At 60.8% G+C, this 20,495-nt stretch carries 16 protein-coding genes and 5 tRNA genes; 6 read left to right on the forward strand and 15 right to left on the reverse strand.

Going from position 1 to position 20,495, the window contains the following annotated elements; translation table 11 throughout:
* The first annotated feature begins 31 nt into the window (after nt 1-31).
* Nucleotides 32-3,310: an EAL domain-containing protein gene (locus IMW75_RS16765; RefSeq protein ID WP_205893212.1), complete on the forward strand. Its 3,279-nt coding sequence runs from the start codon at nt 32-34 to the stop codon at nt 3,308-3,310.
* 144 nt (nt 3,311-3,454) lie between these two features.
* Here the strand turns inward: IMW75_RS16765 and IMW75_RS16770 are convergent, their stop codons facing one another.
* From IMW75_RS16770 to gltX, 10 genes are all read right to left on the reverse strand, one after another.
* Nucleotides 3,455-3,901, reverse strand: a complete 447-nt coding sequence (locus IMW75_RS16770) for an Hsp20 family protein (RefSeq protein WP_045057955.1) — start codon at nt 3,899-3,901, stop codon at nt 3,455-3,457.
* Between the two features lie 121 nt (nt 3,902-4,022).
* On the reverse strand, nt 4,023-4,982 hold the full coding sequence (locus IMW75_RS16775; RefSeq protein ID WP_205893215.1) for a tRNA dihydrouridine synthase: 960 nt from the start codon (nt 4,980-4,982) through the stop codon (nt 4,023-4,025).
* Nucleotides 4,983-5,111: 129 nt separating this feature from the next.
* Nucleotides 5,112-5,549 (reverse strand): acyl-CoA thioesterase, encoded by a 438-nt coding sequence (locus IMW75_RS16780; RefSeq protein WP_205893220.1) that lies wholly within the window; start codon nt 5,547-5,549, stop codon nt 5,112-5,114.
* Nucleotides 5,550-5,593: 44 nt separating this feature from the next.
* Nucleotides 5,594-6,427 carry an alpha/beta fold hydrolase gene (locus tag IMW75_RS16785; protein WP_045057958.1) on the reverse strand — a complete coding sequence of 278 codons (834 nt, stop codon included), beginning with the start codon at nt 6,425-6,427 and terminating at the stop codon, nt 5,594-5,596.
* Nucleotides 6,428-6,458: 31 nt separating this feature from the next.
* The gene (locus IMW75_RS16790) at nt 6,459-6,998 is read right to left on the reverse strand and encodes a TetR/AcrR family transcriptional regulator (RefSeq protein WP_205893222.1); all 540 of its coding nucleotides are present in this window, start codon (nt 6,996-6,998) and stop codon (nt 6,459-6,461) included.
* A gap of 184 nt (nt 6,999-7,182) precedes the next feature.
* A tRNA-Glu gene (locus tag IMW75_RS16795) sits at nt 7,183-7,258 on the reverse strand.
* Nucleotides 7,259-7,338: 80 nt separating this feature from the next.
* Nucleotides 7,339-7,414 (reverse strand) — tRNA-Ala (locus IMW75_RS16800).
* A gap of 53 nt (nt 7,415-7,467) precedes the next feature.
* Nucleotides 7,468-7,543: transfer RNA gene (locus IMW75_RS16805), tRNA-Glu, on the reverse strand.
* Nucleotides 7,544-7,622: 79 nt separating this feature from the next.
* Nucleotides 7,623-7,698: transfer RNA gene (locus IMW75_RS16810), tRNA-Ala, on the reverse strand.
* A gap of 249 nt (nt 7,699-7,947) precedes the next feature.
* Nucleotides 7,948-9,429 carry a glutamate--tRNA ligase gene (gene gltX, locus IMW75_RS16815; protein ID WP_205893224.1) on the reverse strand — a complete coding sequence of 494 codons (1,482 nt, stop codon included), beginning with the start codon at nt 9,427-9,429 and terminating at the stop codon, nt 7,948-7,950.
* A 219-nt stretch (nt 9,430-9,648) separates the two neighbouring features.
* Here gltX and IMW75_RS16820 point away from each other — a divergent pair, with 219 nt between their 5' ends.
* Together IMW75_RS16820 and IMW75_RS16825 are read left to right on the forward strand one after the other, a co-directional pair.
* Nucleotides 9,649-10,698: an HlyD family secretion protein gene (locus tag IMW75_RS16820; RefSeq protein ID WP_205893226.1), complete on the forward strand. Its 1,050-nt coding sequence runs from the start codon at nt 9,649-9,651 to the stop codon at nt 10,696-10,698.
* A complete protein-coding gene (locus tag IMW75_RS16825; RefSeq protein WP_205893228.1) occupies nt 10,688-12,238 on the forward strand; it encodes an MDR family MFS transporter in 1,551 nt (516 codons plus the stop codon). The genes IMW75_RS16820 and IMW75_RS16825 overlap by 11 nt, the downstream gene beginning before the upstream one ends.
* Before the next feature lie 139 nt (nt 12,239-12,377).
* On the opposite strand, the gene uvrB is transcribed toward IMW75_RS16825, so the two are convergent.
* Nucleotides 12,378-14,393, reverse strand: a complete 2,016-nt coding sequence (gene uvrB / locus IMW75_RS16830) for an excinuclease ABC subunit UvrB (RefSeq protein WP_045057783.1) — start codon at nt 14,391-14,393, stop codon at nt 12,378-12,380.
* A gap of 351 nt (nt 14,394-14,744) precedes the next feature.
* Between uvrB and IMW75_RS16835 the strand changes: the two genes are divergently transcribed.
* Nucleotides 14,745-15,941 carry an amino acid aminotransferase gene (locus tag IMW75_RS16835; protein ID WP_205893230.1) on the forward strand — a complete coding sequence of 399 codons (1,197 nt, stop codon included), beginning with the start codon at nt 14,745-14,747 and terminating at the stop codon, nt 15,939-15,941.
* A gap of 177 nt (nt 15,942-16,118) precedes the next feature.
* Entirely contained in the window at nt 16,119-16,328 is a 210-nt protein-coding gene (locus IMW75_RS16840; protein ID WP_045057781.1) for a hypothetical protein, read from the forward strand.
* Here IMW75_RS16840 and IMW75_RS16845 read toward each other — a convergent pair.
* Nucleotides 16,325-16,555, reverse strand: a complete 231-nt coding sequence (locus IMW75_RS16845) for a hypothetical protein (protein ID WP_045057788.1) — start codon at nt 16,553-16,555, stop codon at nt 16,325-16,327. The genes IMW75_RS16840 and IMW75_RS16845 overlap by 4 nt on opposite strands.
* A gap of 227 nt (nt 16,556-16,782) precedes the next feature.
* Here IMW75_RS16845 and IMW75_RS16850 point away from each other — a divergent pair.
* Nucleotides 16,783-16,858: transfer RNA gene (locus tag IMW75_RS16850), tRNA-Asn, on the forward strand.
* Nucleotides 16,859-16,948: 90 nt separating this feature from the next.
* Here the strand turns inward: IMW75_RS16850 and IMW75_RS16855 are convergent.
* From IMW75_RS16855 to IMW75_RS16865, 3 genes are all read right to left on the reverse strand, one after another.
* Nucleotides 16,949-18,466, reverse strand: a complete 1,518-nt coding sequence (locus tag IMW75_RS16855) for a nucleobase:cation symporter-2 family protein (RefSeq protein ID WP_205893232.1) — start codon at nt 18,464-18,466, stop codon at nt 16,949-16,951.
* Nucleotides 18,467-18,762: 296 nt separating this feature from the next.
* The gene (locus IMW75_RS16860; protein ID WP_205893234.1) at nt 18,763-19,590 is read right to left on the reverse strand and encodes an arylamine N-acetyltransferase family protein; all 828 of its coding nucleotides are present in this window, start codon (nt 19,588-19,590) and stop codon (nt 18,763-18,765) included.
* Nucleotides 19,591-19,698: 108 nt separating this feature from the next.
* Nucleotides 19,699-20,493, reverse strand: a complete 795-nt coding sequence (locus tag IMW75_RS16865; protein WP_205893235.1) for an exodeoxyribonuclease III — start codon at nt 20,491-20,493, stop codon at nt 19,699-19,701.
* Between the last annotated feature and the right edge of the window lie 2 nt (nt 20,494-20,495).

The raw sequence follows: 20,495 nt of genomic DNA on the forward strand, positions 1-20,495 counted from the left end.
CCTAACGCCCTATTCAGTCTAAGGCTTGCCAATGCCGAAATCTGTTGACCGTATTCCGCCGATGCCGCGTATCCAGGCGCTGGACCCCAAACGGTCCGAGCAAAGTTGGGAAAGCGCGCCACAGTTGCTCGCGGCCCTCAACGGTGCCCGCCTGGGCGCCTGGTATTGGGACATCGAGCGTGGGCAGATCAGTTGGTCTCGGGGTACCCAGGCGCTGTTTGGCTTCGACCCCCATACGCCGCTGCCCGCCGACCTGGAATACCTCGACCTGCTGCCGCCGGAAGACCGGGCAAAAACCGTGCGCGCCTTCCATGCAGTGATCGCCGGCGCGCCGCTGGAGCAGGCGATGCACCACCGCATTCGCTGGCCCGATGGCAGCCTGCACTGGCTGGAGATCAATGGCAGCCTGCTGCCAGACAAGGACGGCCGCCCGCGAATGATCGGCGTGATCCGCGAAATCACCCACCAGCGCCAGCGCGAACAGGCCCTGAGCAGCTCGGAGAAACGTTTCGCGACGCTGTTTCACCTGTGCCCGAACATGGTGCTGCTGACCCGCCAGGAAGACGGCCTGATCACCGAGGCCAACCAGTATTTTGAAAGCCTGTTCGGCTGGCCGGTACAGAACGCCATCGGCCGAACCACCCTGGAGCTGGGCCTCTGGGTGCATCCCGAGCAGCGCGAGCGACTGGTCAAGGCGACCAAGGCCAAAGGTGAACTCATCAGCATGGAGGTGCAGTTTCGCGCCAGCAACGGGCAGATCCACGACGGCATTCTCAGCGCGCAGAAGGTCGAACTCGAAGGCCAACCCTATCTGCTCAGCACCTTCCTCGACACCACCGAACGCAAAGCCGCCGAGCTCGCCCTCAAAGACAGCCAGGAGCGCCTGGACCTGGCGCTGGATTCGGCGCAACTGGGTACCTGGGATTGGCACATCCCCAGCGGCATGCTCTATGGCTCGGCACGCGCTGCGCAGTTGCACGGGTTGGAGGCAATCCCTTTCCACGAGTCCTTCGACGAGTTTTTCGAAGGCGTACCCGATGAAGAGCGCGGCAGCATGCGCGACGCCTACCGCAGCTTGCGCGAGGGCCCGGCCGGCAATTATCAGCTGACCTACCGGGTGCAACTGGCCGACGGCAGCTCGCGCTACCTGGAAAGCCGCGCGCGGCTGTACCGCGACGAAAACGGTGCCCCGCTGCGCATGGCCGGCACCCTGCTCGACATCACTGATCAGGTGGAGCGTGAGCAACAGCTGGTAGCGTCGGAAGAGAAATTTGCCAGCCTGTTCCAGGTCAGCCCCGATCCAATTTGCGTCACTCGCCAGGACAGCGGCCAGTTCATCGAGATCAACTCCAGCTTCACCCAGGCATTTGGCTGGAGCGCCACCGATGTGATCGGGCACAGCGCCGACGAAATCGGCCTGTGGGACGCCTCGGCGAAAAGCCTGCACCGCATTGAACAGGTGATCCGCGAACAGGGCCTGAGTAACGTGGCCATCCAGGTCCAGCACAAAGATGGGCATTCGCTCACCTGTGTGATCTCCAGCCGCCAGATCAGTGTCAGCGACCATCCCTGCGTGGTCACCACCCTGCGCGACATCACCCAGCAGCAGCGGTCTGAAGCGGCACTCAAGGCCAGCGAAGAGAAATTTGCCAAGGCGTTCCACTCCAGCCCGGACGCCATCACCATCACCGAGCGCGACACCGGACGTTACCTGGAGGTCAACGACGGCTTCTGCCGCCTCACCGGCTACCAGGCCGATGAAGTCGTCGGGCGCACGGTGTATCAGGTCGGCATCTGGGCCGAGGAGAAACAGCGCTCCTCACTGCTGGCCGAACTGCAGCTCAACGGCCGGGTGCATCACCAGGAAATGCTCGGGCGCAACAAGCGCGGCGAGTTGCTCACCGTTGAAGTGTCGGTAGAGCCCATCACCCTCAACGAAACCGCCTGCCTGCTGCTGACCGCCCGGGACGTCAGCCTGCTGAAAAACGCCGAGGCGCAGATTCGCCACCTGGCCTACCACGACCCCCTGACCAACCTGCCCAACCGCGCATTGCTGATGGACCGCCTGAGCCAGCAGATCGCCCTGCTCAAGCGCCACAACCTGCGCGGCGCCCTGCTGTTTCTCGACCTCGACCACTTCAAGCACATCAATGATTCCCTCGGGCATCCCGTGGGCGACACCGTACTGAAAATCATCACCGCGCGCCTCGAAGCCAGCGTGCGCATGGAAGACACCGTGGCACGCCTGGGGGGTGACGAGTTCGTTGTGCTGCTCAGCGGCCTGGAAGGTTCGCGCGAGGAGGTCAGCACCCAGGTGCGCAGCCTGGCTGACACCCTGCGCGAACTGCTGTCGGAGCCCATGTTCCTCGACGGACAACGCCTGCAAGTCACACCCAGCATCGGCATCGCACTGATTCCCGATCACGGCTCGACCCCCACCGACCTGCTCAAGCGCGCCGACATCGCCCTGTACCGGGCCAAGGACTCAGGCCGCAATACCGCGCAGATGTACCACAACACCATGCAAAAGGCCGCCAGCGAACGCCTGCGCATGGAAACCGACCTGCGCCTGGCGCTGTCGCGCAACGAATTTCGCGTGCACTTCCAGCCCCAGATCGACGCCCGGGACAACCGCATCGTCGGCGCCGAGGCACTGGTGCGCTGGAATCACCCCGCACTGGGCGCCCAGTCACCCAGCGAGTTCATCAAGGTGCTGGAGGACAGCGGACTGATCCTGGAGGTCGGCAGCTGGATCATCGACGAAGCCTGCCGCGCATTCCAGCACCTGATGGCCGAAGGTCTGATCGACCCGCTCGACTTCAGCCTGTGCGTCAACATCAGCCCGCGCCAATTTCGCCAGAACGACTTCGTCGAACGCGTCGAACACAGCCTGCGCAGCCACGGCCTGCCCTGCTCGCTGCTGAAACTGGAAATCACCGAAGGCATCGTCATTCAGAACCTGGAAGACACCATCAGCAAGATGTGCCGCCTGAAGAAACTCGGCGTGAGCTTCGCCATGGACGATTTTGGCACCGGCTACTCGTCCCTGACCTACCTCAAGCGCCTGCCGGTCGACACCCTGAAAATCGATCAGTCCTTCATCCGCGACGCCACCACCGACCCCAACGACGCCGAAATCATCCGTGCCATCGTCGCCATGGCCCGCAGCCTGGGGTTGAAGGTGATCGCCGAAGGGGTGGAAACCCTGGAGCAGCTGGAGTTTCTGCAGGGACTGGGGTGTTATTTTTACCAAGGGTATCTGCACAGCCGGCCGTTGCCGGTGGAAGCCTTCCAAAAGCTCCTTCAATAACCGCTGAACGTGTAGGAGCTGCCGCAGGCTGCGAACTTTTGATCTTGGCCTGCCAAAAAATCAAAAGATCGCAGCCTGCGGCAGCTCCTACGGGGGAACGCGCATAAAAAAGGGCGCCAATGGCGCCCTTTTCATTGCTCGGCCTTAGTGCTGCAAAGCCGGCTTTTCCATCCCGTTGATCGGGATGCGTTTGGCTTTCGCCTCCTCCGGAATCACCCGCAGCAAATCAATGCTCAGCAACCCGTTACGCAGGTCAGCGGCCTTGATTTCGATGTGATCCGCCAGGCGGAACGACAGCTTGAAAGCACGTTGGGCGATGCCCTGGTGCAGGAAGGTCACGCCTTCGGTAGCGTCGCGTTTGCCGCCACTGATGGTCAGCACGCCCTTCTCGACTTGCAGGTCCAGGTCTTCTTCCTGGAACCCGGCTGCGGCGACCACGATGCGGTATTGGTCGTCACCGTGTTTTTCCACGTTGTAGGGCGGATAGGTGCTGCCTGGCTCATTGCGCAGGGCGGTTTCGAACAGGTCGTTAAAACGGTCGAAGCCTACCGAGGAACGGAACAGTGGGGCCAGGGAAAATGCAGTACTCATGATTCAAATCTCCTGAAAACAATCAGCAAGGTTTATGTCTCCGCGACCCGAATTCGGCATCGCGTACCCCTTAGATAGGGACCGCTGATTACATTTCAAGAGATTATCTGAAGATTTTTTTTCAGGCCGCTTCGGACACCTGAAGACCCAGTAAACGCGAGACATTATCCAGCTCTGTCTCGCGGCGCAGCACCGTAAACAGCTCGACCGCTTCCGGATAATTGCGGGTCAGCATTGCCAGCCACTGCTTCAAACGCCCCGGCGATTGGCGCGCTGTCATTTGCGCCTTGGCTTGCAGCCAAAAGTCCTGGATCAACGGCAACAACTCGGCCCAGGTCATTTCGACCACCTCCTCACCCGCCCGCGCCGCCGCGATTTGCCGCGCCAGGTCCGGGCGCGAGACAAGACCGCGACCGAGCATGATGTCTTCGACGCCGCTGATTTCGCGGCAACGACGCCAGTCTTCGACATCCCAGATATCGCCGTTGGCAAACACCGGCACCTTGACCACCTCTTGCACCCGCGGGATCCACTCCCAGTGGGCCGGTGGCTTGTAGCCATCGGTCTTGGTGCGCGCATGCACGACGATATGCGCCGCGCCACCTTCGGCCAGCGCGGTGGCGCAGACCAGCGCGCCGTCGGGGCTGTCGAAGCCCAGGCGCATTTTTGCGGTCACAGGAATGTGCGCCGGCACCGCGCGGCGCACGTGCTCGACGATCTGGTTGAGCAGTTCCGGCTCCTTGAGCAATACCGCGCCACCGCGGGACTTGTTCACGGTCTTGGCCGGGCAGCCGAAGTTCAGGTCGATCACCTCGGAACCCAATTCGCAAGCGAGCGCGGCATTTTCTGCCAGGCACACAGGGTCCGAGCCGAGCAATTGCACGCGCAGCGGCACGCCAGAGGCCGTGCGCGCTCCGGTCAGCAATTCAGGGCCGAACTTGTGGAAATAGGCAGGCGTGAGCAGCTGGTCGTTGATGCGGATGAACTCGGTCACACACCAATCGATACCACCGACACGAGTGAGCACGTCCCGCAGGATGTTGTCGACCAACCCCTCCATGGGCGCCAAGGCAATTTGCATGAAAAACACACTCTACGAAAAACGTGCGGCAGTTTACAGGTTTCCCCATGTAGGAGCTGCCGAAGGCTGCGATCTTTTGACTTTGATCCTTAGATCGTCCTATCGCGGCCAGAGCCTTCGGGACGGGTGTCAGGCGGGGACTTGCAACGCCGGGCCATAGCCGTCGATGAACTCCGCTGGCATGCGCTTGGGCTTGCCCGTGGAGAGTTCGATGCACACGAAAGTGGTCTGCGCACGCAGCAGCGTGGTGTTGTCGCTCGGGCGCTTGAGCTGGAAGTGCCGAGTCATTTTCAGGCGTTGGTCCCAGTCGACGATCCAGGTCGCCAATTGCAAGCCGTCGCCTTCGTAGGCGGCCGCCAGGTAATCGATTTCGTGCCGCACCACCGCCATTGCCCGATCCAGGCGTCGATACTCGACCAGGTCCAGGCCCAGGCGCTGGGAGTGGCGCCAGGCGCAGCGTTCGAGCCAGGTGACATACACCGCGTTATTCGCGTGCCCCAGCCCGTCGATGTCCTCAGCGCCCACTTCCAGGTCAATGATGAACGGCGTTGCCCGATCCCAGCCCATGCCCCACTCCAGTCAGATAGTCACCTGGGCAGTGTAACGGATGCTCAGGCCGATTGGCGCGATTGCAGGCTGCGGCCCGCCAGCAGTGACAGCACGCCATCAATGACTCGTGGGTCGGCCAGCACCCGCTGATGACCGCCTTCTTCAAGGCGCAGCAGACGGCTGTCGAACCAGGCCTCGTTGATCAGCTGGGACTCCTTGACCGAGACCAGACGGTCATCTTCGGCATGCACGATCAGCCCGGGCATATCGAGCTGATAGTGCGCGACATCCAGCGTCGCGGCGCGCATGCCGACGTCTTGCTCGACCTGGCGAATGAACGCCGAACGGGCCTTGGGCGGCAGGCCCACATACCGGGCAAATCCGCGCAAAACGCCGAGTATTCGCGATGGCGCGGCAATGGTCACCAGGGTTTCGGTACGCAGACCCAACTGCACTGCCAGCATCGCACTGGCGCCGCCCATGGAGTGGCCGATCACGGCTTGCAGCGGCGGCAGCTCGGCGGCGGCTTCAAGCATGGCGCGGGCGAACAGGACAACATTCGCTTCGCTGCCCGGCGAGCGCCCGTGGGCGGGACCGTCGAGGGCGACCACGGTGTAGCCGGCGTCCACCAGTGCGTTAATCATGCTGGCGAACTGGGTTGGGCGCCCTTCCCAGCCATGCATCAGCAAGACCGTCGGCCCTTTTCCCCAGCGCAGTGCCGAGAGACCGAAGCGCAAGGTGATGCGCTCCGACCTGGCCAGCAAGGGCAGCTCCCAATCCCGCGGGGGCAGCTCTCGCGGAGTCATGAACGCCAGTCGCATCCTGCTTGCGACAAGTTGAGGGGCAAACCAGCCCAAAGTGCCGTTGACGCCACGAACCCACTTTAACCCGCTCATCGCTCTCACTCCCCAGGCCCAGGCCTTCAGGTCATAGCACCGCCGATTTGGCGGCGCGCAACAGTCGATCGGATAACTCTCCTGGCCCCAGCGCCCGCGCCAGTGCCAAGCCACCCACCATCAAGGCCATGTCGGCCAGGGCCTTGTCGGTTTCTTCCGGGCTGGCCGCCAACTGCGCGACCATCATTTCCACGTGCTCATTCAAGGCCACCCGAAACTCATCGGGCAGCCGGCCCAACTCGCCGACAGACGCCGGGATTGGGCACGCGGAGTCAGACGAATCGCGGTGTTTGCGTGACAGGTAGAACGCGGCCACCAGGGCGCGGCGCTCTTCGCCGGTCAGTTCGGCGTCCATGTCGGCGATCAGGCCACGACGGTGACCCAGCAACTGCTTGAACGCTTCCAGCATCATTGCGTCCTTGCTTTCGAAGTGCGCATAGAAGCCGCCAACCGTCAGGCCGGCTGCGCCCATCACTTCACCCACGCTCGGTTCGGCCGGGCCGCGCTGGATCAGCGCTGCACTGGCGACCTTGAGAATGCGTTCGCGGGTTTGAGCTTTTTTATCGTTCATCGTTGCCTCCGAATATTACGACTAGAATATTATTCTCATAATAATTTTCCGCAAGTCGTGGATGTGACCGCTGGTCTGAAGATCAGTTTGAGGTAGAGAGGGGGATTTGGCCAAACGCCAGACAAACAAAAGGGCCATTCAATAATTGAATGACCCTTATAAAATCCCGCAGAGCGGGTAATCGTGGCGTCCCCTAGGGGACTCGAACCCCTGTTACCGCCGTGAAAGGGCGGTGTCCTAGGCCACTAGACGAAGGGGACGCAAAACCTTCTATACAACTGATCAGTGCTGAGTACTGATCGATTCAAGGCCGGTGTGGCCAGACCTTGAACTGTAAAATTGGTGGAGCTTAGCGGGATCGAACCGCTGACCTCCTGCATGCCATGCAGGCGCTCTCCCAGCTGAGCTAAAGCCCCGGATTTTTCGCCTCGCGGCGGAGTGACGTCTTGCAACATCACTTCTGTAAAACTGGCGTCCCCTAGGGGACTCGAACCCCTGTTACCGCCGTGAAAGGGCGGTGTCCTAGGCCACTAGACGAAGGGGACGTAAACCCTTCTATACAACAGATCAACGCTGAGTGTTGATCGCTCCAAGGCCGGTGTGGCCAGACCCTGAAGTGTAAATTGGTGGAGCTAGACGGGATCGAACCGTCGACCTCTTGCATGCCATGCAAGCGCTCTCCCAGCTGAGCTATAGCCCCTCATCGCTGAGGACGGGGCGAATCTTAATGGCGGATCGAAAGGCTGTCAAACTTATTTTTAAAATATTTCAAAGTTTTTTGCCGGGATAACAATCACTTACCGCTCTCCCCCCGGAAAATGGGGGTACTGGCAACAGCCAGATCAAAAAATCGTCCGATCGCGGCCCGAGCCTTCGGCAGCTCCTACGGGATTGCATTTCAACTGTAGGAGCTGGCGAAGCCTGCGATCTTTTTAGTCGCTGCCCGTAATCAGGCGATATTGGCCAGGAGCTTTTCCCACTCCTTGTTTTCCTTCTTCGACACGCCACCGAGCAAATCGATGGCCTGGCGCAGACGGAAACGGGTCAGGTCCGGCCCGAGAATCTCCATGGCGTCGAGCACCGAGACCGAGCTTGCTTGCCCGGTGATCGCGGCGAACATCAGCGGCATGGCGTCACGCAGTTTCAACTCCAGGGATTCGACCACCGCCTGGATCGTCGCGGTAATGCTGTCCTTCTCCCACTGACGCAGGCTTTCGAGCTTCCACAAAATCAACTGCATCAACTGACGCACCTGATCGCCCGACAGCTTCTTAGACTCGAACAGCTTCGCGTCCGGGTTGACCCCGCCGGCGAAGAAGAACCCGGCCAGCGGAGCGACCTGGCTAAAGGTTTCAACGCGGCCCTGCACGTGCGGCGCGATTTTCATCATGTATTCAGGGTTCAACGCCCAGGTCTGCAGGCGCGAGGCGAACTCGTCCACCGGCAGGTCACGCAGCCACTGGCCGTTGAGCCAGGAGAGCTTCTCGATGTCGAAGATCGGCCCGCCCAGGGAGACGCGCTTGAGGTCGAAGTTGTCGACCATTTCTTGCAGCGAGAACTTCTCGCGCTCATCCGGCATCGACCAGCCCATGCGCCCCAGGTAGTTGAGCATCGCCTCAGGCATGAAGCCCATGCGCTCGTAGAACGTCACCGAGGTCGGGTTCTTGCGCTTGGACAGTTTGCTCTTGTCCGGGTTACGCAGCAGCGGCATGTAGCACAGCTCCGGTTGTTCCCAGCCGAAGTACTCGTAGAGCAGGATCAGCTTGGGCGCCGATGGCAGCCATTCTTCGCCGCGCAGCACGTGGGTGATGCCCATCAGGTGATCGTCGACCACGTTGGCCAGGAAGTAGGTCGGCAGGCCGTCGGTCTTCATCAGCACTTGCATGTCCATGCGATCCCACGGGATTTCGACGTCGCCACGCAGCATGTCCGGCACCACGCAGACGCCTTCGCTCGGCACCTTCATGCGGATAACGTGCGGCTCGCCAGCGGCCAGACGACGGGCCACTTCTTCCGCAGGCAGCAGCAGCGCACGCCCATCGTAGCGCGGGGTTTCGCCCCGGGCCTGTTGTTCGGCGCGCATCTGGTCCAGCTCTTCGGCGGTGCAGAAGCACGGGAAGGCGTGGCCCATTTCCACCAACTGCTGGCAGTACTTCTGGTAGATCTCGCCACGTTCGCTCTGGCGATAGGGACCGTGCGGGCCGCCCACGTCCGGGCCTTCGCTCCAGTCGATACCCAACCAGCGCAGGGCGTCGAAAATCTGCTGTTCGGACTCGCGGGTGGAACGCAATTGGTCGGTGTCTTCGATCCGCAGGATGAACTCACCGCCGTGCTGCTTGGCAAAGCAGTAGTTAAACAATGCGATGTAAGCGGTACCTACGTGGGGATCCCCGGTAGGCGATGGCGCGATGCGAGTGCGGACGGTGGTCATGGCAAGTCTCGAAATGAAGATAAAACAAAGGGCGAATGGTAACAGGCGACACCGGCCCGGCTCCAGTGAGCAGGGCATTTAAGCCAAGTTTGCGTCTGCAACGCGCTTCGCAGCCGGTGAATGGCCGAATATCAACGGTCGGCATTTACCGTTTATCGGCTGTATGCCAGATTGGGCTGCTGATACCTTTCCTTACAATTTCTCGACTACAGTCTGCCCATGCCTGCCCAACTCAAGCGTCGCCTGTTTATTTTCCTGTTGCTCGTCCTGCTCATCGCCGGGGGATTCTTTGCTCACTGGTTTTTCAAAGGGCGCTTTTACGAAAGCACCGACAACGCCTATGTGCAGGGCGAGATCACCCGCGTGTCGAGCCAGCTCGGCGCTCGCATCGATCAGGTTTTGGTGCAGGACAACCAGCACGTTGAAAAAGGCCAGTTGCTGGTCAAACTCGAAGGTGATGATTTCCACCTGGCCGTCGACCGCGCCAACGCCGCCCTCGAGACCCGCCAGGCCGAGCGCCTGCAAGCCCAGAGCAAACTCACGCAACAGGCCAGCCTGATTGCGGCCAGCGAGGCGCAGGTGGCCTCCAGCCAGGCCAGCCTCAGTCGTTCGCAAATCGATTTGTCCCGCGCCGAAACCTTGCGCAAACCCGGCTACGTATCAGAAGAACGGGTGACCACCCTCTCCGCCGACAACCATATTGCCCGCTCCCAAGTGACCAAAGCCCAGGCGGATGCCCAGAGCCAGCGCCAGCAGGTGAACTCCCTGACCGCCGAAATCAAGCGCCTGGATGCGATGATCGCCAATGCCCGGACCGATCTGGCTCAGGCCGAGCTGAACCTGACCCGCAGCGAGATCCACGCGCCCATCAGCGGCCTGATCGGCCAGCGCGCCGCGCGCAACGGCCAATACGTGCAGGCCGGCGCGTACCTGCTGTCGATCGTGCCGGACCAGGACATCTGGATCCAGGCCAACTTCAAGGAAACCCAGATCGGCCACATGCAGCCAGGGCAGAAAGCCGAGCTGACCTTCGACGCCTACAGCGATACGCCGATTGAAGCGCGGGTCGACAGTCTGTTTGCCGCTTCCGGGGCGCAATTCAGCCTTCTGCCACCGGACAATGCCACCGGCAACTTCACCAAAGTCGTACAACGGATCCCGGTCAAACTGACCTTCGCCGCGGATAACCCGCTGCACGGCAAGATTCGTCCGGGGATGTCGGTCACCGCCAAAGTGAACATCAAAGACGCCCCTGACGATGGCCGGTGACCCACTGATCCGCCCGGTCGGCGAGCCGACGCGGCGGGACTGGATTGCGGTCATGAGCGTGATGCTCGGCGCCTTCATGGCCGTGCTCGATATCCAGATCACCAACTCTTCACTCAAAGACATCCAGGGCGCGCTCTCGGCGACCCTGGAGGAAGGCTCGTGGATTTCCACTTCCTACCTGGTCGCGGAAATCATCATGATCCCGCTGACGGCGTGGTTGGTGCAGTTGCTGTCAGCACGTCGCCTGGCGGTCTGGGTCTCGCTGGGCTTCCTGGTGGCTTCGCTGCTGTGCTCCATGGCCTGGAGCCTGGAAAGCATGATCGTGTTCCGCGCCTTGCAGGGCTTCACCGGCGGCGCACTGATTCCGCTGGCGTTCACCCTGACCCTGATCAAACTCCCCGAACACCATCGCGCCAAGGGCATGGCCATGTTTGCCATGACCGCCACCTTCGCGCCCTCCATTGGCCCGACACTGGGCGGCTGGCTGACGGAAAACTGGGGCTGGGAATACATCTTCTACATCAACATCCCCCCCGGCCTGATCATGATTGCCGGGCTGATGTACGGTCTGGAGAAAAAAGAGGCGCACTGGGAACTGCTCAAAAGCACCGACTACATGGGCATTCTCACCCTGGGCGTCGGCCTTGGTTGCCTGCAGGTTTTTCTTGAAGAAGGCCATCGCAAGGACTGGCTGGAATCGAGCCTGATCGTGACCCTGGGCAGCATCGCGCTGATCAGCCTGATCACCTTTGTGATCGTGCAGGTATCCAGGCCCAACCCCCTGATCAACCTGGGCATCCTGCGCAATCGCAATTTTGGCCTGTCGAGCATTTCCAGCCTGGGCATGGGGGTGGGCTTGTATGGCTCGATTTACCTGCTGCCGTTGTACCTGGCGCAGATCCAGAACTACAACGCCCTGCAGATCGGCGAAGTGATCATGTGGATGGGTGTGCCCCAGCTGTTTCTGATTCCGCTGGTGCCAAAACTGATGAAGTACATCTCACCCAAATGGCTGTGCACGCTGGGTTTTGGGTTGTTCGGCCTGGCGAGCTTCTCGTCGGGGGTGTTGAATCCGGATTTTGCCGGGCCGCAGTTCAATCAGATCCAGATCATTCGCGCCCTGGGCCAGCCGCTGATCATGGTCACCATTTCACTGATCGCCACCGCCTATATCCTGCCCCAGGATGCGGGGTCGGCGTCGAGCCTGTTCAACATCCTGCGCAACCTGGGCGGCGCGATTGGCATCGCCCTCCTCGCCACATTGCTGGATGCGCGAACCAAGACCTACTTCGATTATTTGCGCGAGGCGATCGTACCGACCAACCCGCAGGTGGCGGAGCGCATGGCGTCGATGACGGATAGGTTTGGCAGCGAGACGGCGGCCTTGGGCAAACTGAGCGAAATCGCGCACCAGCAGGCCTCGATCATGGCGTACAACGATGCGTTTCACTTTGTCGGGATTGCGCTGGGGATCAGCATGATTGCGGTGTTGCTGACCAAGGCATTGCCGGCGGGGATCAAGGCTGGGGAAGCGCACTGATTTTGTAGTGCGGCGACTGACCTCATCGCGGGCAAGCCCGCTCCCACAAGATTTAGAGCCGTTCGCAGGATTTGTGGATCGACACAAAACCTGTGGGAGCGGGCTTGCCCGCGATGAGGCCAGTCAGGCACCGCACACATCAAACAGTGATCAGGCGCTCGCGCAGCTTGCCAATCTCGTCGCGCATCTGCGCCGCAGCCTCGAACTCGAGGTCCCGCGCCAAGGCGTACATTTTCTCCTCCAGCGCCTTGATCCGCTTGGCCACTTCGCCCGGTGAGCGCAGTTCGGCTTCGTACTTGGCGCTTTCCTCGGCAGCCTTGGCCATGCCCTTGCGCTTCTTGCTGCGCGAACCCGGCACAGTGGCACCTTCCATGATGTCGGCAACGTCCTTGAACACCCCTTTGGGCGTGATGCCGTTGGCCAGGTTGAAGGCAATCTGCTTGTCCCGGCGACGCTCGGTCTCGCCGATCGCCCGCTCCATGGACCCGGTGATGCGGTCCGCATACAGGATCGCCCGGCCATTGAGGTTACGCGCCGCCCGGCCGATGGTCTGGATCAGCGACCGCTCGGAACGCAGGAAGCCTTCCTTGTCCGCGTCAAGAATCGCCACCAGGGAGACCTCCGGCATGTCCAGGCCTTCTCGCAGCAAGTTGATCCCCACCAACACGTCAAACGTCCCCAGCCGCAGGTCGCGGATGATTTCCACGCGTTCCACCGTGTCGATGTCCGAGTGCAGGTAACGAACCCTTACACCATGATCGGCCAGGTAGTCGGTCAAATCCTCAGACATGCGCTTGGTCAAAGTGGTGACCAGCACCCGCTCTTCCAGCGCGACACGCTTGGAGATTTCCGACAGCAAATCGTCGACCTGGGTCAGCGCCGGGCGGATTTCGATCTGCGGGTCCACCAGGCCGGTCGGCCGCACAAGTTGCTCGACCACCCGCCCCGCATGTTCGGCCTCATAGTTGCCAGGCGTCGCGGAGACGAAAATGGTTTGCGGGCTGATGTGTTCGAATTCGTCGAAGCGCATCGGCCGGTTATCCAGGGCCGACGGCAGGCGGAAGCCGTACTCCACCAAGGTTTCCTTGCGCGAACGGTCGCCCTTATACATGGCCCCCACCTGGGGCACGCTGACATGGGATTCGTCGATCACCAGCAACGCATCGGCCGGCAGGTAATCGAACAAAGTCGGCGGCGCCTCGCCGGAAGCGCGCCCGGACAGGTAGCGCGAGTAGTTTTCGATACCGTTGCAGTAGCCCAGCTCGAGAATCATCTCCAGGTCGAAACGCGTGCGCTGCTCCAGGCGCTGGGCTTCCACCAGCTTGTTGTTGGAGCGCAGGTAGTCCAGGCGCTCCTGCAGTTCGACCTTGATCCCCTCGATGGCGCCGAGCAGGGTTTCTCTCGGGGTCACGTAGTGGCTCTTCGGATAGAAGGTGAATCGCGGCAACTGGCGCGTCACCTCGCCAGTCAGCGGATCGAACGCGGAAATCCGCTCGACCTCGTCATCGAACAGCTCGATGCGGATCGCTTCAAAGTCCGATTCCGCGGGATGGATATCGATCACGTCGCCGCGAACCCGGAATGTCGCCCGGGCGAAATCCATGTCGTTGCGGGTGTATTGCAGGTCCGCCAGGCGGCGCAGCAAGGCGCGCTGATCCAGCTTGTCGCCGCGATCCACGTGCAACACCATCTTCAGATAGGTTTCCGGGCTGCCCAGGCCGTAGATGCACGACACCGTAGTCACGATGATCGCGTCCTTGCGCTCCAGCAGGGCCTTGGTCGCCGACAGTCGCATCTGCTCGATGTGGTCGTTGATCGAGGCGTCCTTCTCGATAAAGGTATCCGAGGACGGCACATAGGCTTCGGGCTGGTAGTAGTCGTAGTAGGAAACGAAATACTCGACGGCGTTGTTGGGGAAAAACGCCTTGAATTCGCCATACAACTGCGCGGCCAGGGTTTTGTTCGGCGCCAGCACCAGGGTTGGGCGCTGAACCTGGGCAATGACGTTGGCGATGCTGAAGGTCTTGCCCGAGCCGGTCACACCGAGCAACGTCTGGTGCGCCAGCCCGGCCTCGATGCCTTCGACCATCAGGCGGATGGCTTCCGGCTGATCGCCGGCGGGCTCGAAGCGGGTGACTAGCTGGAATTCAGACATGCATACCTCTGGGTTCTCGAAGCAGGGAATCGCGCCTGCAGGTTAAACCTGCTGGAACGAGAAAAGCCGCAAACGACTGACGCCGCCCGAGGAAAAAAACTGGATTGTGCTCAATGTGGAGCCGATTGCCTGCGCTTTCAAGGTAAACGTCCTACATCACTCTGGGTCTTTGACGACGCAGTGCGACTAACGGTCGAAAAATAATGCAAAAAACTTACGCGAAAAGCCGAATCGTCTGTCGCCTTCACTCGTTGATGGCCTCTATACTAGCTCCCCGTTTGTGCACCGCTCTAGTGCATTCGGCTGGAGCGCGACACGTCCCTCCACTCCCCATTCAGAGCCGCCGCAAAAATGAGCCTGTTCTCCGCTGTCGAAATGGCACCACGCGATCCAATCCTGGGCCTCAACGAAGCATTCAACGCCGATACACGCACCACCAAGGTCAACCTGGGGGTCGGTGTTTACTGCAACGAGGAGGGGCGAATTCCACTCCTGCGCGCCGTTGTCGAAGCCGAGACGATTCGCGTCGCTCAACACGCGTCCCGCGGCTACCTGCCAATCGACGGCATCGCTGCCTACGACCAGGCCGTGCAAAAACTCCTGTTTGGCAACGATTCGCCCCTGATCGCCGCTGGCCGTGTTCTGACCACCCAGGCCGTCGGCGGCACTGGTGCACTGAAAATCGGTGCTGACTTCCTCAAGCAGCTGCTGCCCGACGCCGTCGTAGCGATCAGTGACCCAAGCTGGGAAAACCACCGCGCGCTGTTCGAAACCGCCGGTTTCCCGGTACAGAACTATCGCTACTACGACGCCGCGACCCACGACGTTAACCGCAGCGGCCTGCTGGAAGACCTCAACGCCCTGCCGTCTGGCTCGATCGTCGTACTGCACGCCTGCTGCCACAACCCGACCGGCGTGGACCTGAGCCCGGCGGACTGGAAAAACGTGCTCGACGTGGTCAAAGCCAAAGGCCACGTGCCGTTCCTCGACATGGCCTACCAGGGCTTTGGCGACGGCATCGACGAAGACGCGGCGGCCGTGCGCCTGTTCGCTGAATCGGGCCTGACCTTCTTCGTCTCCAGCTCGTTCTCCAAGTCGTTCTCGCTGTACGGCGAGCGCGTTGGCGCCCTGTCGATCGTCAGCGAGTCGAAAGAAGAAAGCGCGCGAGTGCTGTCGCAGGTCAAGCGCGTGATCCGCACCAACTACTCCAACCCGCCGACCCACGGTGCAAGCATCGTCGCTGCTGTACTGAACAGCCCTGAGCTGCGCGCGCAGTGGGAAGAGGAGCTGGCTGAGATGCGCCTGCGCATTCGCGCCATGCGCACCCAGATGGTCGACCTGTTGGCGGAAAAAGCGCCGCAGCGTGACTTCAGCTTCGTCGGTCGCCAGCGTGGCATGTTCTCCTACTCCGGCCTGACCACCGAACAGGTTCACCGCTTGCGCAACGAGTTCGGCATCTACGCGCTGGACACGGGCCGCATCTGCGTTGCGGCGCTGAACCAGAGCAACATCAAGGCGGTAACGGATGCCATCGTTCAGGTGATCTGATTCGGCCTGTTGACGAAAAACGGGAAGCCTTTGGGCTTCCCGTTTTTTATTTGTCTGAAGAATGCGGCTCGAAACCTCTAGACTGCATCAGATCTCAACTAGCCGTAGGAGCTGTCGAGTGCAACGAGGCGGCTCCTACGGGTTTTGTGTACAGCCTGAATTCCTGCGAGAACGTAGATGAAAAATGATGACCTGCGCGCCGAGCGCGATGACCTGGATGAACTGGACCATTTCGTCCCTCGCCCTGCGGCCAAACGCGGCAACAACCTGGTGCTGCAAGTGGCCGCCGGTGTGTTTCTCGGCGGCCTGGCCCTGTGGCTGGTGCAACTGGCGGTGACGATGGTGTATGGCAAGCTGATGCTTGGCACATTTACCTTCGGCGGTTAAACCAGTTCGCCAGCCCGCTGACTGGCGGCATCGTCATAAGCGACGTAGAGCGATTCGGCGACCTGGCTCTTGATGGCCTTGGTGCTTTCCAGGCCGAGAACGAAACCTTCGGCCTTGCCGCCCGCACGGTTCAATTCTTCGGCGGTGCTGGCCTGGGTGATGGCGTCGAACAGCTTTTCAGCGTGTGGGCCAACGCCTTTTGGCAGGCTGATCTGGGCGATGCTCATGCGAACACCCCGTTGGCTGGACAGGTGAAAACTGGGTGATTCATGGCGCGTACCTTTTCGGCGAATGGCCGGCAGCGCGTGTAACCGCTTCCGGGCGGCCATGGTAGACCCCTGAGGGGATTCTGGTAACCGCCAAAGTCGGAAAAACCACCGCAGGTCTCGACGAATTGTCGAATTTAACCACAGGTGCTTGACTTCTCTTTTTGAATCAGTAACATACACGCCATTCCGCGATAGCTCAGTTGGTAGAGCAAGTGACTGTTAATCACTGGGTCCCTGGTTCGAGTCCAGGTCGTGGAGCCAGACAGCAAGAACTGAAAAGCCCCTGAATCGAAAGATTCAGGGGCTTTTTTGTGGGCTTAAGTCTGTTGCAGGAGCGAGCTCCTGCATGATTCAGACATGCTCACCCGTCTTGGCCTGCACCGGTCGCGATTCTCCATGCCCATGGTCAACCTCCACCACCGGAATCTCCTTGCCATCGCAGTCGTGCAGCTTGCCATCGCTGAAGTAATCGCCTTCACGCAATGCGGCCAGGTCCTGATAACGCAACACCCGCTCGGTACCCGCAGCGAACACCGACTGCTGGTCGGAGTTGCCCGCCGTCAGGTGGTTGAACGCCAGGTTCAGCACGATGGCCATGATCGCCGACGAGCTGATGCCCGAGTGGAAGATGGTCGCAAACCAGCTCGGGAATTGGTCATAGAAGTTGGGCGCAGCGATGGGGATCATGCCGAAACCGATCGAGGTGGCAACGATGATCAGGTTGACGTTGTTGCGGTAATCAACCTTGGACAGCGTCCGAATGCCACTGGCCGCCACGGTGCCGAACAGCACAATACCGGCACCGCCGAGCACAGAGGTCGGCACTGCGGCAATCACCCGCCCCATGAACGGCAGCAGGCCGAGGATCACCAGGAACAACCCGCCCGTCGCTACCACGAAGCGACTCTTGATTCCGGTCACCGCCACCAGCCCGACGTTCTGGGCGAATGCGCTTTGGGTGAACGAGCCAAAGATCGGCGCGATCATGCTCGACAGCATGTCCGCGCGCAGACCGTTGCCCAGGCGCTTGGAGTCGACCTTGGTCTCGATGATTTCGCCCACGGCGAGAATGTCCGCCGAGGTTTCCACCAGCGTCACCATGACCACAATGCACATCGACAGGATCGCGGCGAAGTGGAACGTCGGCATGCCGAAGTGGAACGGTGTCGGGAAACCGAACATCGGGCCCTGGGTCACGGACGAAAAGTCTGCCATGCCAAGGAACACCGCGATGACCGTGACGATCACCATGGCCAGCAGGATCGACAAGCGGGAGATGGTCGCGCTGCCGACCTTGCTCAGCAGCAATACCAGCACCAGCGTCACTGCCGCCAAACCGATGTTGGCCATGCTGCCGAAGTCAGGCGCGTGACTGTTGCCCCCCATGGCCCAGCGCGCGGCCACCGGCATCAGCGTCAGGCCGATGGTGGTGATCACGATGCCGGTCACCAGCGGCGGGAAGAACTTGGTGATACGCGAGAACACCGGAGTTATCAGTAACCCAATCAACGACGCGGCAATTACCGCCCCCAGGATCGACTGGAACCCGCCCTCCCCGCCGCTGCTGACAATCGCCACCATGGTCGCGACGCCGGAAAACGAGACGCCCTGGACCAGCGGCAACTGGCAGCCAAAAAACGGTAAACCAAGGGTCTGCAGCAACGTTGCCAGGCCCCCTGCAAACAGTGACGCAGCAATCAACAAACCGATGTCCGCCGGCGACAGCCCGGCCGCCTGTCCGATAATCAACGGCACCGCAACGATGCCGCCGTACATGGTCAGAACGTGTTGCAGGCCATAAGCCATATTCGCGCCGATCCCAAGGTTTTCATCCTCAGGCCGTTGGTGTGAAACATGGGGCGTTTTCATGATTGGGGGGTTCCCTGGTTTTTTGTTATGCGCACACTGTATGCAAGACTCAGGACAAATGTCTATAGAGTTGTATACAACTCACCAGTCAAATTATGGACACATGTCCATCCCACCCTTGTTTGCACTGGGCTCCACCAGAAAAATTCCTTCACTATTTTTCGCCTGACAGCTCTCTCGCCCCCCGCTGTTTTTTAGCTTTCAGGCGTTGAGCGAGATCCCGCGAGTGCTCAAAACCTGAGCCGGTCGCTGAAGGCGATCAGCTCGGTCACTTACTGAGGCTGGAAGTACGGCCTCTAAGCGCCGCTCACCAGGCGGGCCAAGGTTTGCCTCAATCCCGCATGCGCTGGCAGCCGAATGCCGAACTCGAGCTGTAGCAAGTCGATGAGTTCTGCGACATCAGCCACTTCATGCCGATCGCTGGCATGGCCGGTTCGATGGATGGCAAAACTGCCGTTGTTGAGCGTGCGCCGCCAGCCATCCCCGGTCCGCGCCACCATCAGTTGCCTTGAGAAAGACGAGTCTGGATGAGTCGAGACGTACCAGTTGCCGACGGCGTAATCGACGTCCTCCTGGCGCTGCAGGTCGAAGATGTACATCGGCCGCCATTCATCCCCGACCTTGGCGCGCAAGGTAAAGCCATCCTTATGCTGGTCGATCCGGTAGGGTTCGTGGGGCGTGGGCTGCTCGGCCCTGGAGTCGAGTAGCAGTGGCGCAGTGGGCACCATGCCGCCGAAGCCAACGTCGATGATGTAGCGCACGCCGTCCAGGTGCACCAGGCTCAAACGGTGAGTGCGGGCGGTCCAGGCGCCTTCGGGCTGGCCCATTACCACCCGACCGGTAATGCCCTGAACATCGAAGCCGAGCTCTTGGAGCAACACGAAAAAGATGTGGTTGAGTTCGTAGCAATAGCCGCCACGCTGTTCCTGCAGCAGTTTTCGCTCGATGGACGGCAAGTCGATCAGCACCGGTTCTCCCGCCAGCGTCGCCAGGTTTTCGAACGGGAACACGCCGGTGTGACGCAGTTGCAGCTGACGCAAGGTATCGAGTGTCGGCGCGGGCGGTGCTTCGAAACCTAGAAGTTGCAGGTAGTGCGCAAGGTTGCTCAGGCGTGTCTCGCTCATTGCTCAGTCCTGTACGGGTGCTGCGGATCGCTCCGCCGATGGGCCACAGGTATAGGCCAAAAACGCCCCGGACCAACAATTGATTTCCCCAATCAGCCTTTTTTGAAATCAACGACGCTTGCGTGAGCCCAGGCGAATCCAGGTCGGGGCATGGTCGCTGGCGTGGGGTTCATTGCGCACCCAGGCGTCCACGCCAGCCTCCTCCAGGTAAGGACTCGACGCCGGGTTGAGCAACAGGTGGTCGATGCGCAGGCCCGAGTTCTTTTGCCAGTGCTGGCGGAAGTAATCCCAGAAGGTATAGAGCCGATCTTCCGGGTAGAGATGACGCAGGGAATCGGTCCAGCCCTGCTCGAGCAGGCGCTGGTAACACTCGCGACTTTCCGGCTGCAGCAAGGCATCCTTGAGCCAGGAGCGCGGGTTATAGATATCCATGTCGGTGGGCACTACGTTGTAATCCCCGGCCAGCACCACCGGATGGTCGCTGGCCTGAAGGTCCTTGGCATAGGCGATCAATCGCTCGAACCAGGCCAGCTTGTAATCAAATTTGGGCCCGGGCTGCGGGTTGCCATTAGGCAAGTAAAGACACCCCACCAACACCCCGTGCACGGCGGCCTCGATGTAGCGGCTGTGCGTGTCGCTGTCATCGCCTGGCAACCCGCGCCGGCTTTCCAGCGGTTGCGCATCCCGCGCCAGGATCGCTACCCCGTTCCACGACGACTGGCCCTGCCAGATCGCGCCATATCCGGCAGCTTCAAGCTCGGCAGCGGGAAAAGCGCTGTCCACTGACTTGAGCTCCTGCAGGCAGACAACGTCCGGTTGCTCGCGCTCGAGCCAGGCGAGCAGGTTCGGCAAACGGGCGCGCATGCCATTGACGTTGAACGTGGCGATTCGCAATTTTTTCATGG

The organism is Pseudomonas gregormendelii (genome assembly GCF_017114825.1).
GTDB classification, from domain to species: Bacteria; Pseudomonadota; Gammaproteobacteria; order Pseudomonadales; family Pseudomonadaceae; genus Aquipseudomonas; species Aquipseudomonas gregormendelii.

Coding starts and splice junctions, on each gene's coding strand:
- IMW75_RS16845 (WP_045057788.1), bottom strand. CDS start 16,555: ATGAGCATCGCCCAGATCAGCCTGCCAAAAGGCGTTGGCCCACACGCT.
- IMW75_RS16765 (WP_205893212.1), top strand. CDS start 32: ATGCCGAAATCTGTTGACCGTATTCCGCCGATGCCGCGTATCCAGGCG.
- uvrB (WP_045057783.1), bottom strand. CDS start 14,393: ATGTCTGAATTCCAGCTAGTCACCCGCTTCGAGCCCGCCGGCGATCAG.
- IMW75_RS16775 (WP_205893215.1), bottom strand. CDS start 4,982: ATGCAAATTGCCTTGGCGCCCATGGAGGGGTTGGTCGACAACATCCTG.
- IMW75_RS16840 (WP_045057781.1), top strand. CDS start 16,119: ATGAAAAATGATGACCTGCGCGCCGAGCGCGATGACCTGGATGAACTG.
- IMW75_RS16770 (WP_045057955.1), bottom strand. CDS start 3,901: ATGAGTACTGCATTTTCCCTGGCCCCACTGTTCCGTTCCTCGGTAGGC.
- gltX (WP_205893224.1), bottom strand. CDS start 9,429: ATGACCACCGTCCGCACTCGCATCGCGCCATCGCCTACCGGGGATCCC.
- IMW75_RS16825 (WP_205893228.1), top strand. CDS start 10,688: ATGGCCGGTGACCCACTGATCCGCCCGGTCGGCGAGCCGACGCGGCGG.
- IMW75_RS16860 (WP_205893234.1), bottom strand. CDS start 19,590: ATGAGCGAGACACGCCTGAGCAACCTTGCGCACTACCTGCAACTTCTA.
- IMW75_RS16855 (WP_205893232.1), bottom strand. CDS start 18,466: ATGAAAACGCCCCATGTTTCACACCAACGGCCTGAGGATGAAAACCTT.
- IMW75_RS16820 (WP_205893226.1), top strand. CDS start 9,649: ATGCCTGCCCAACTCAAGCGTCGCCTGTTTATTTTCCTGTTGCTCGTC.
- IMW75_RS16780 (WP_205893220.1), bottom strand. CDS start 5,549: ATGGGCTGGGATCGGGCAACGCCGTTCATCATTGACCTGGAAGTGGGC.
- IMW75_RS16785 (WP_045057958.1), bottom strand. CDS start 6,427: ATGAGCGGGTTAAAGTGGGTTCGTGGCGTCAACGGCACTTTGGGCTGG.
- IMW75_RS16835 (WP_205893230.1), top strand. CDS start 14,745: ATGAGCCTGTTCTCCGCTGTCGAAATGGCACCACGCGATCCAATCCTG.
- IMW75_RS16865 (WP_205893235.1), bottom strand. CDS start 20,493: ATGAAAAAATTGCGAATCGCCACGTTCAACGTCAATGGCATGCGCGCC.
- IMW75_RS16790 (WP_205893222.1), bottom strand. CDS start 6,998: ATGAACGATAAAAAAGCTCAAACCCGCGAACGCATTCTCAAGGTCGCC.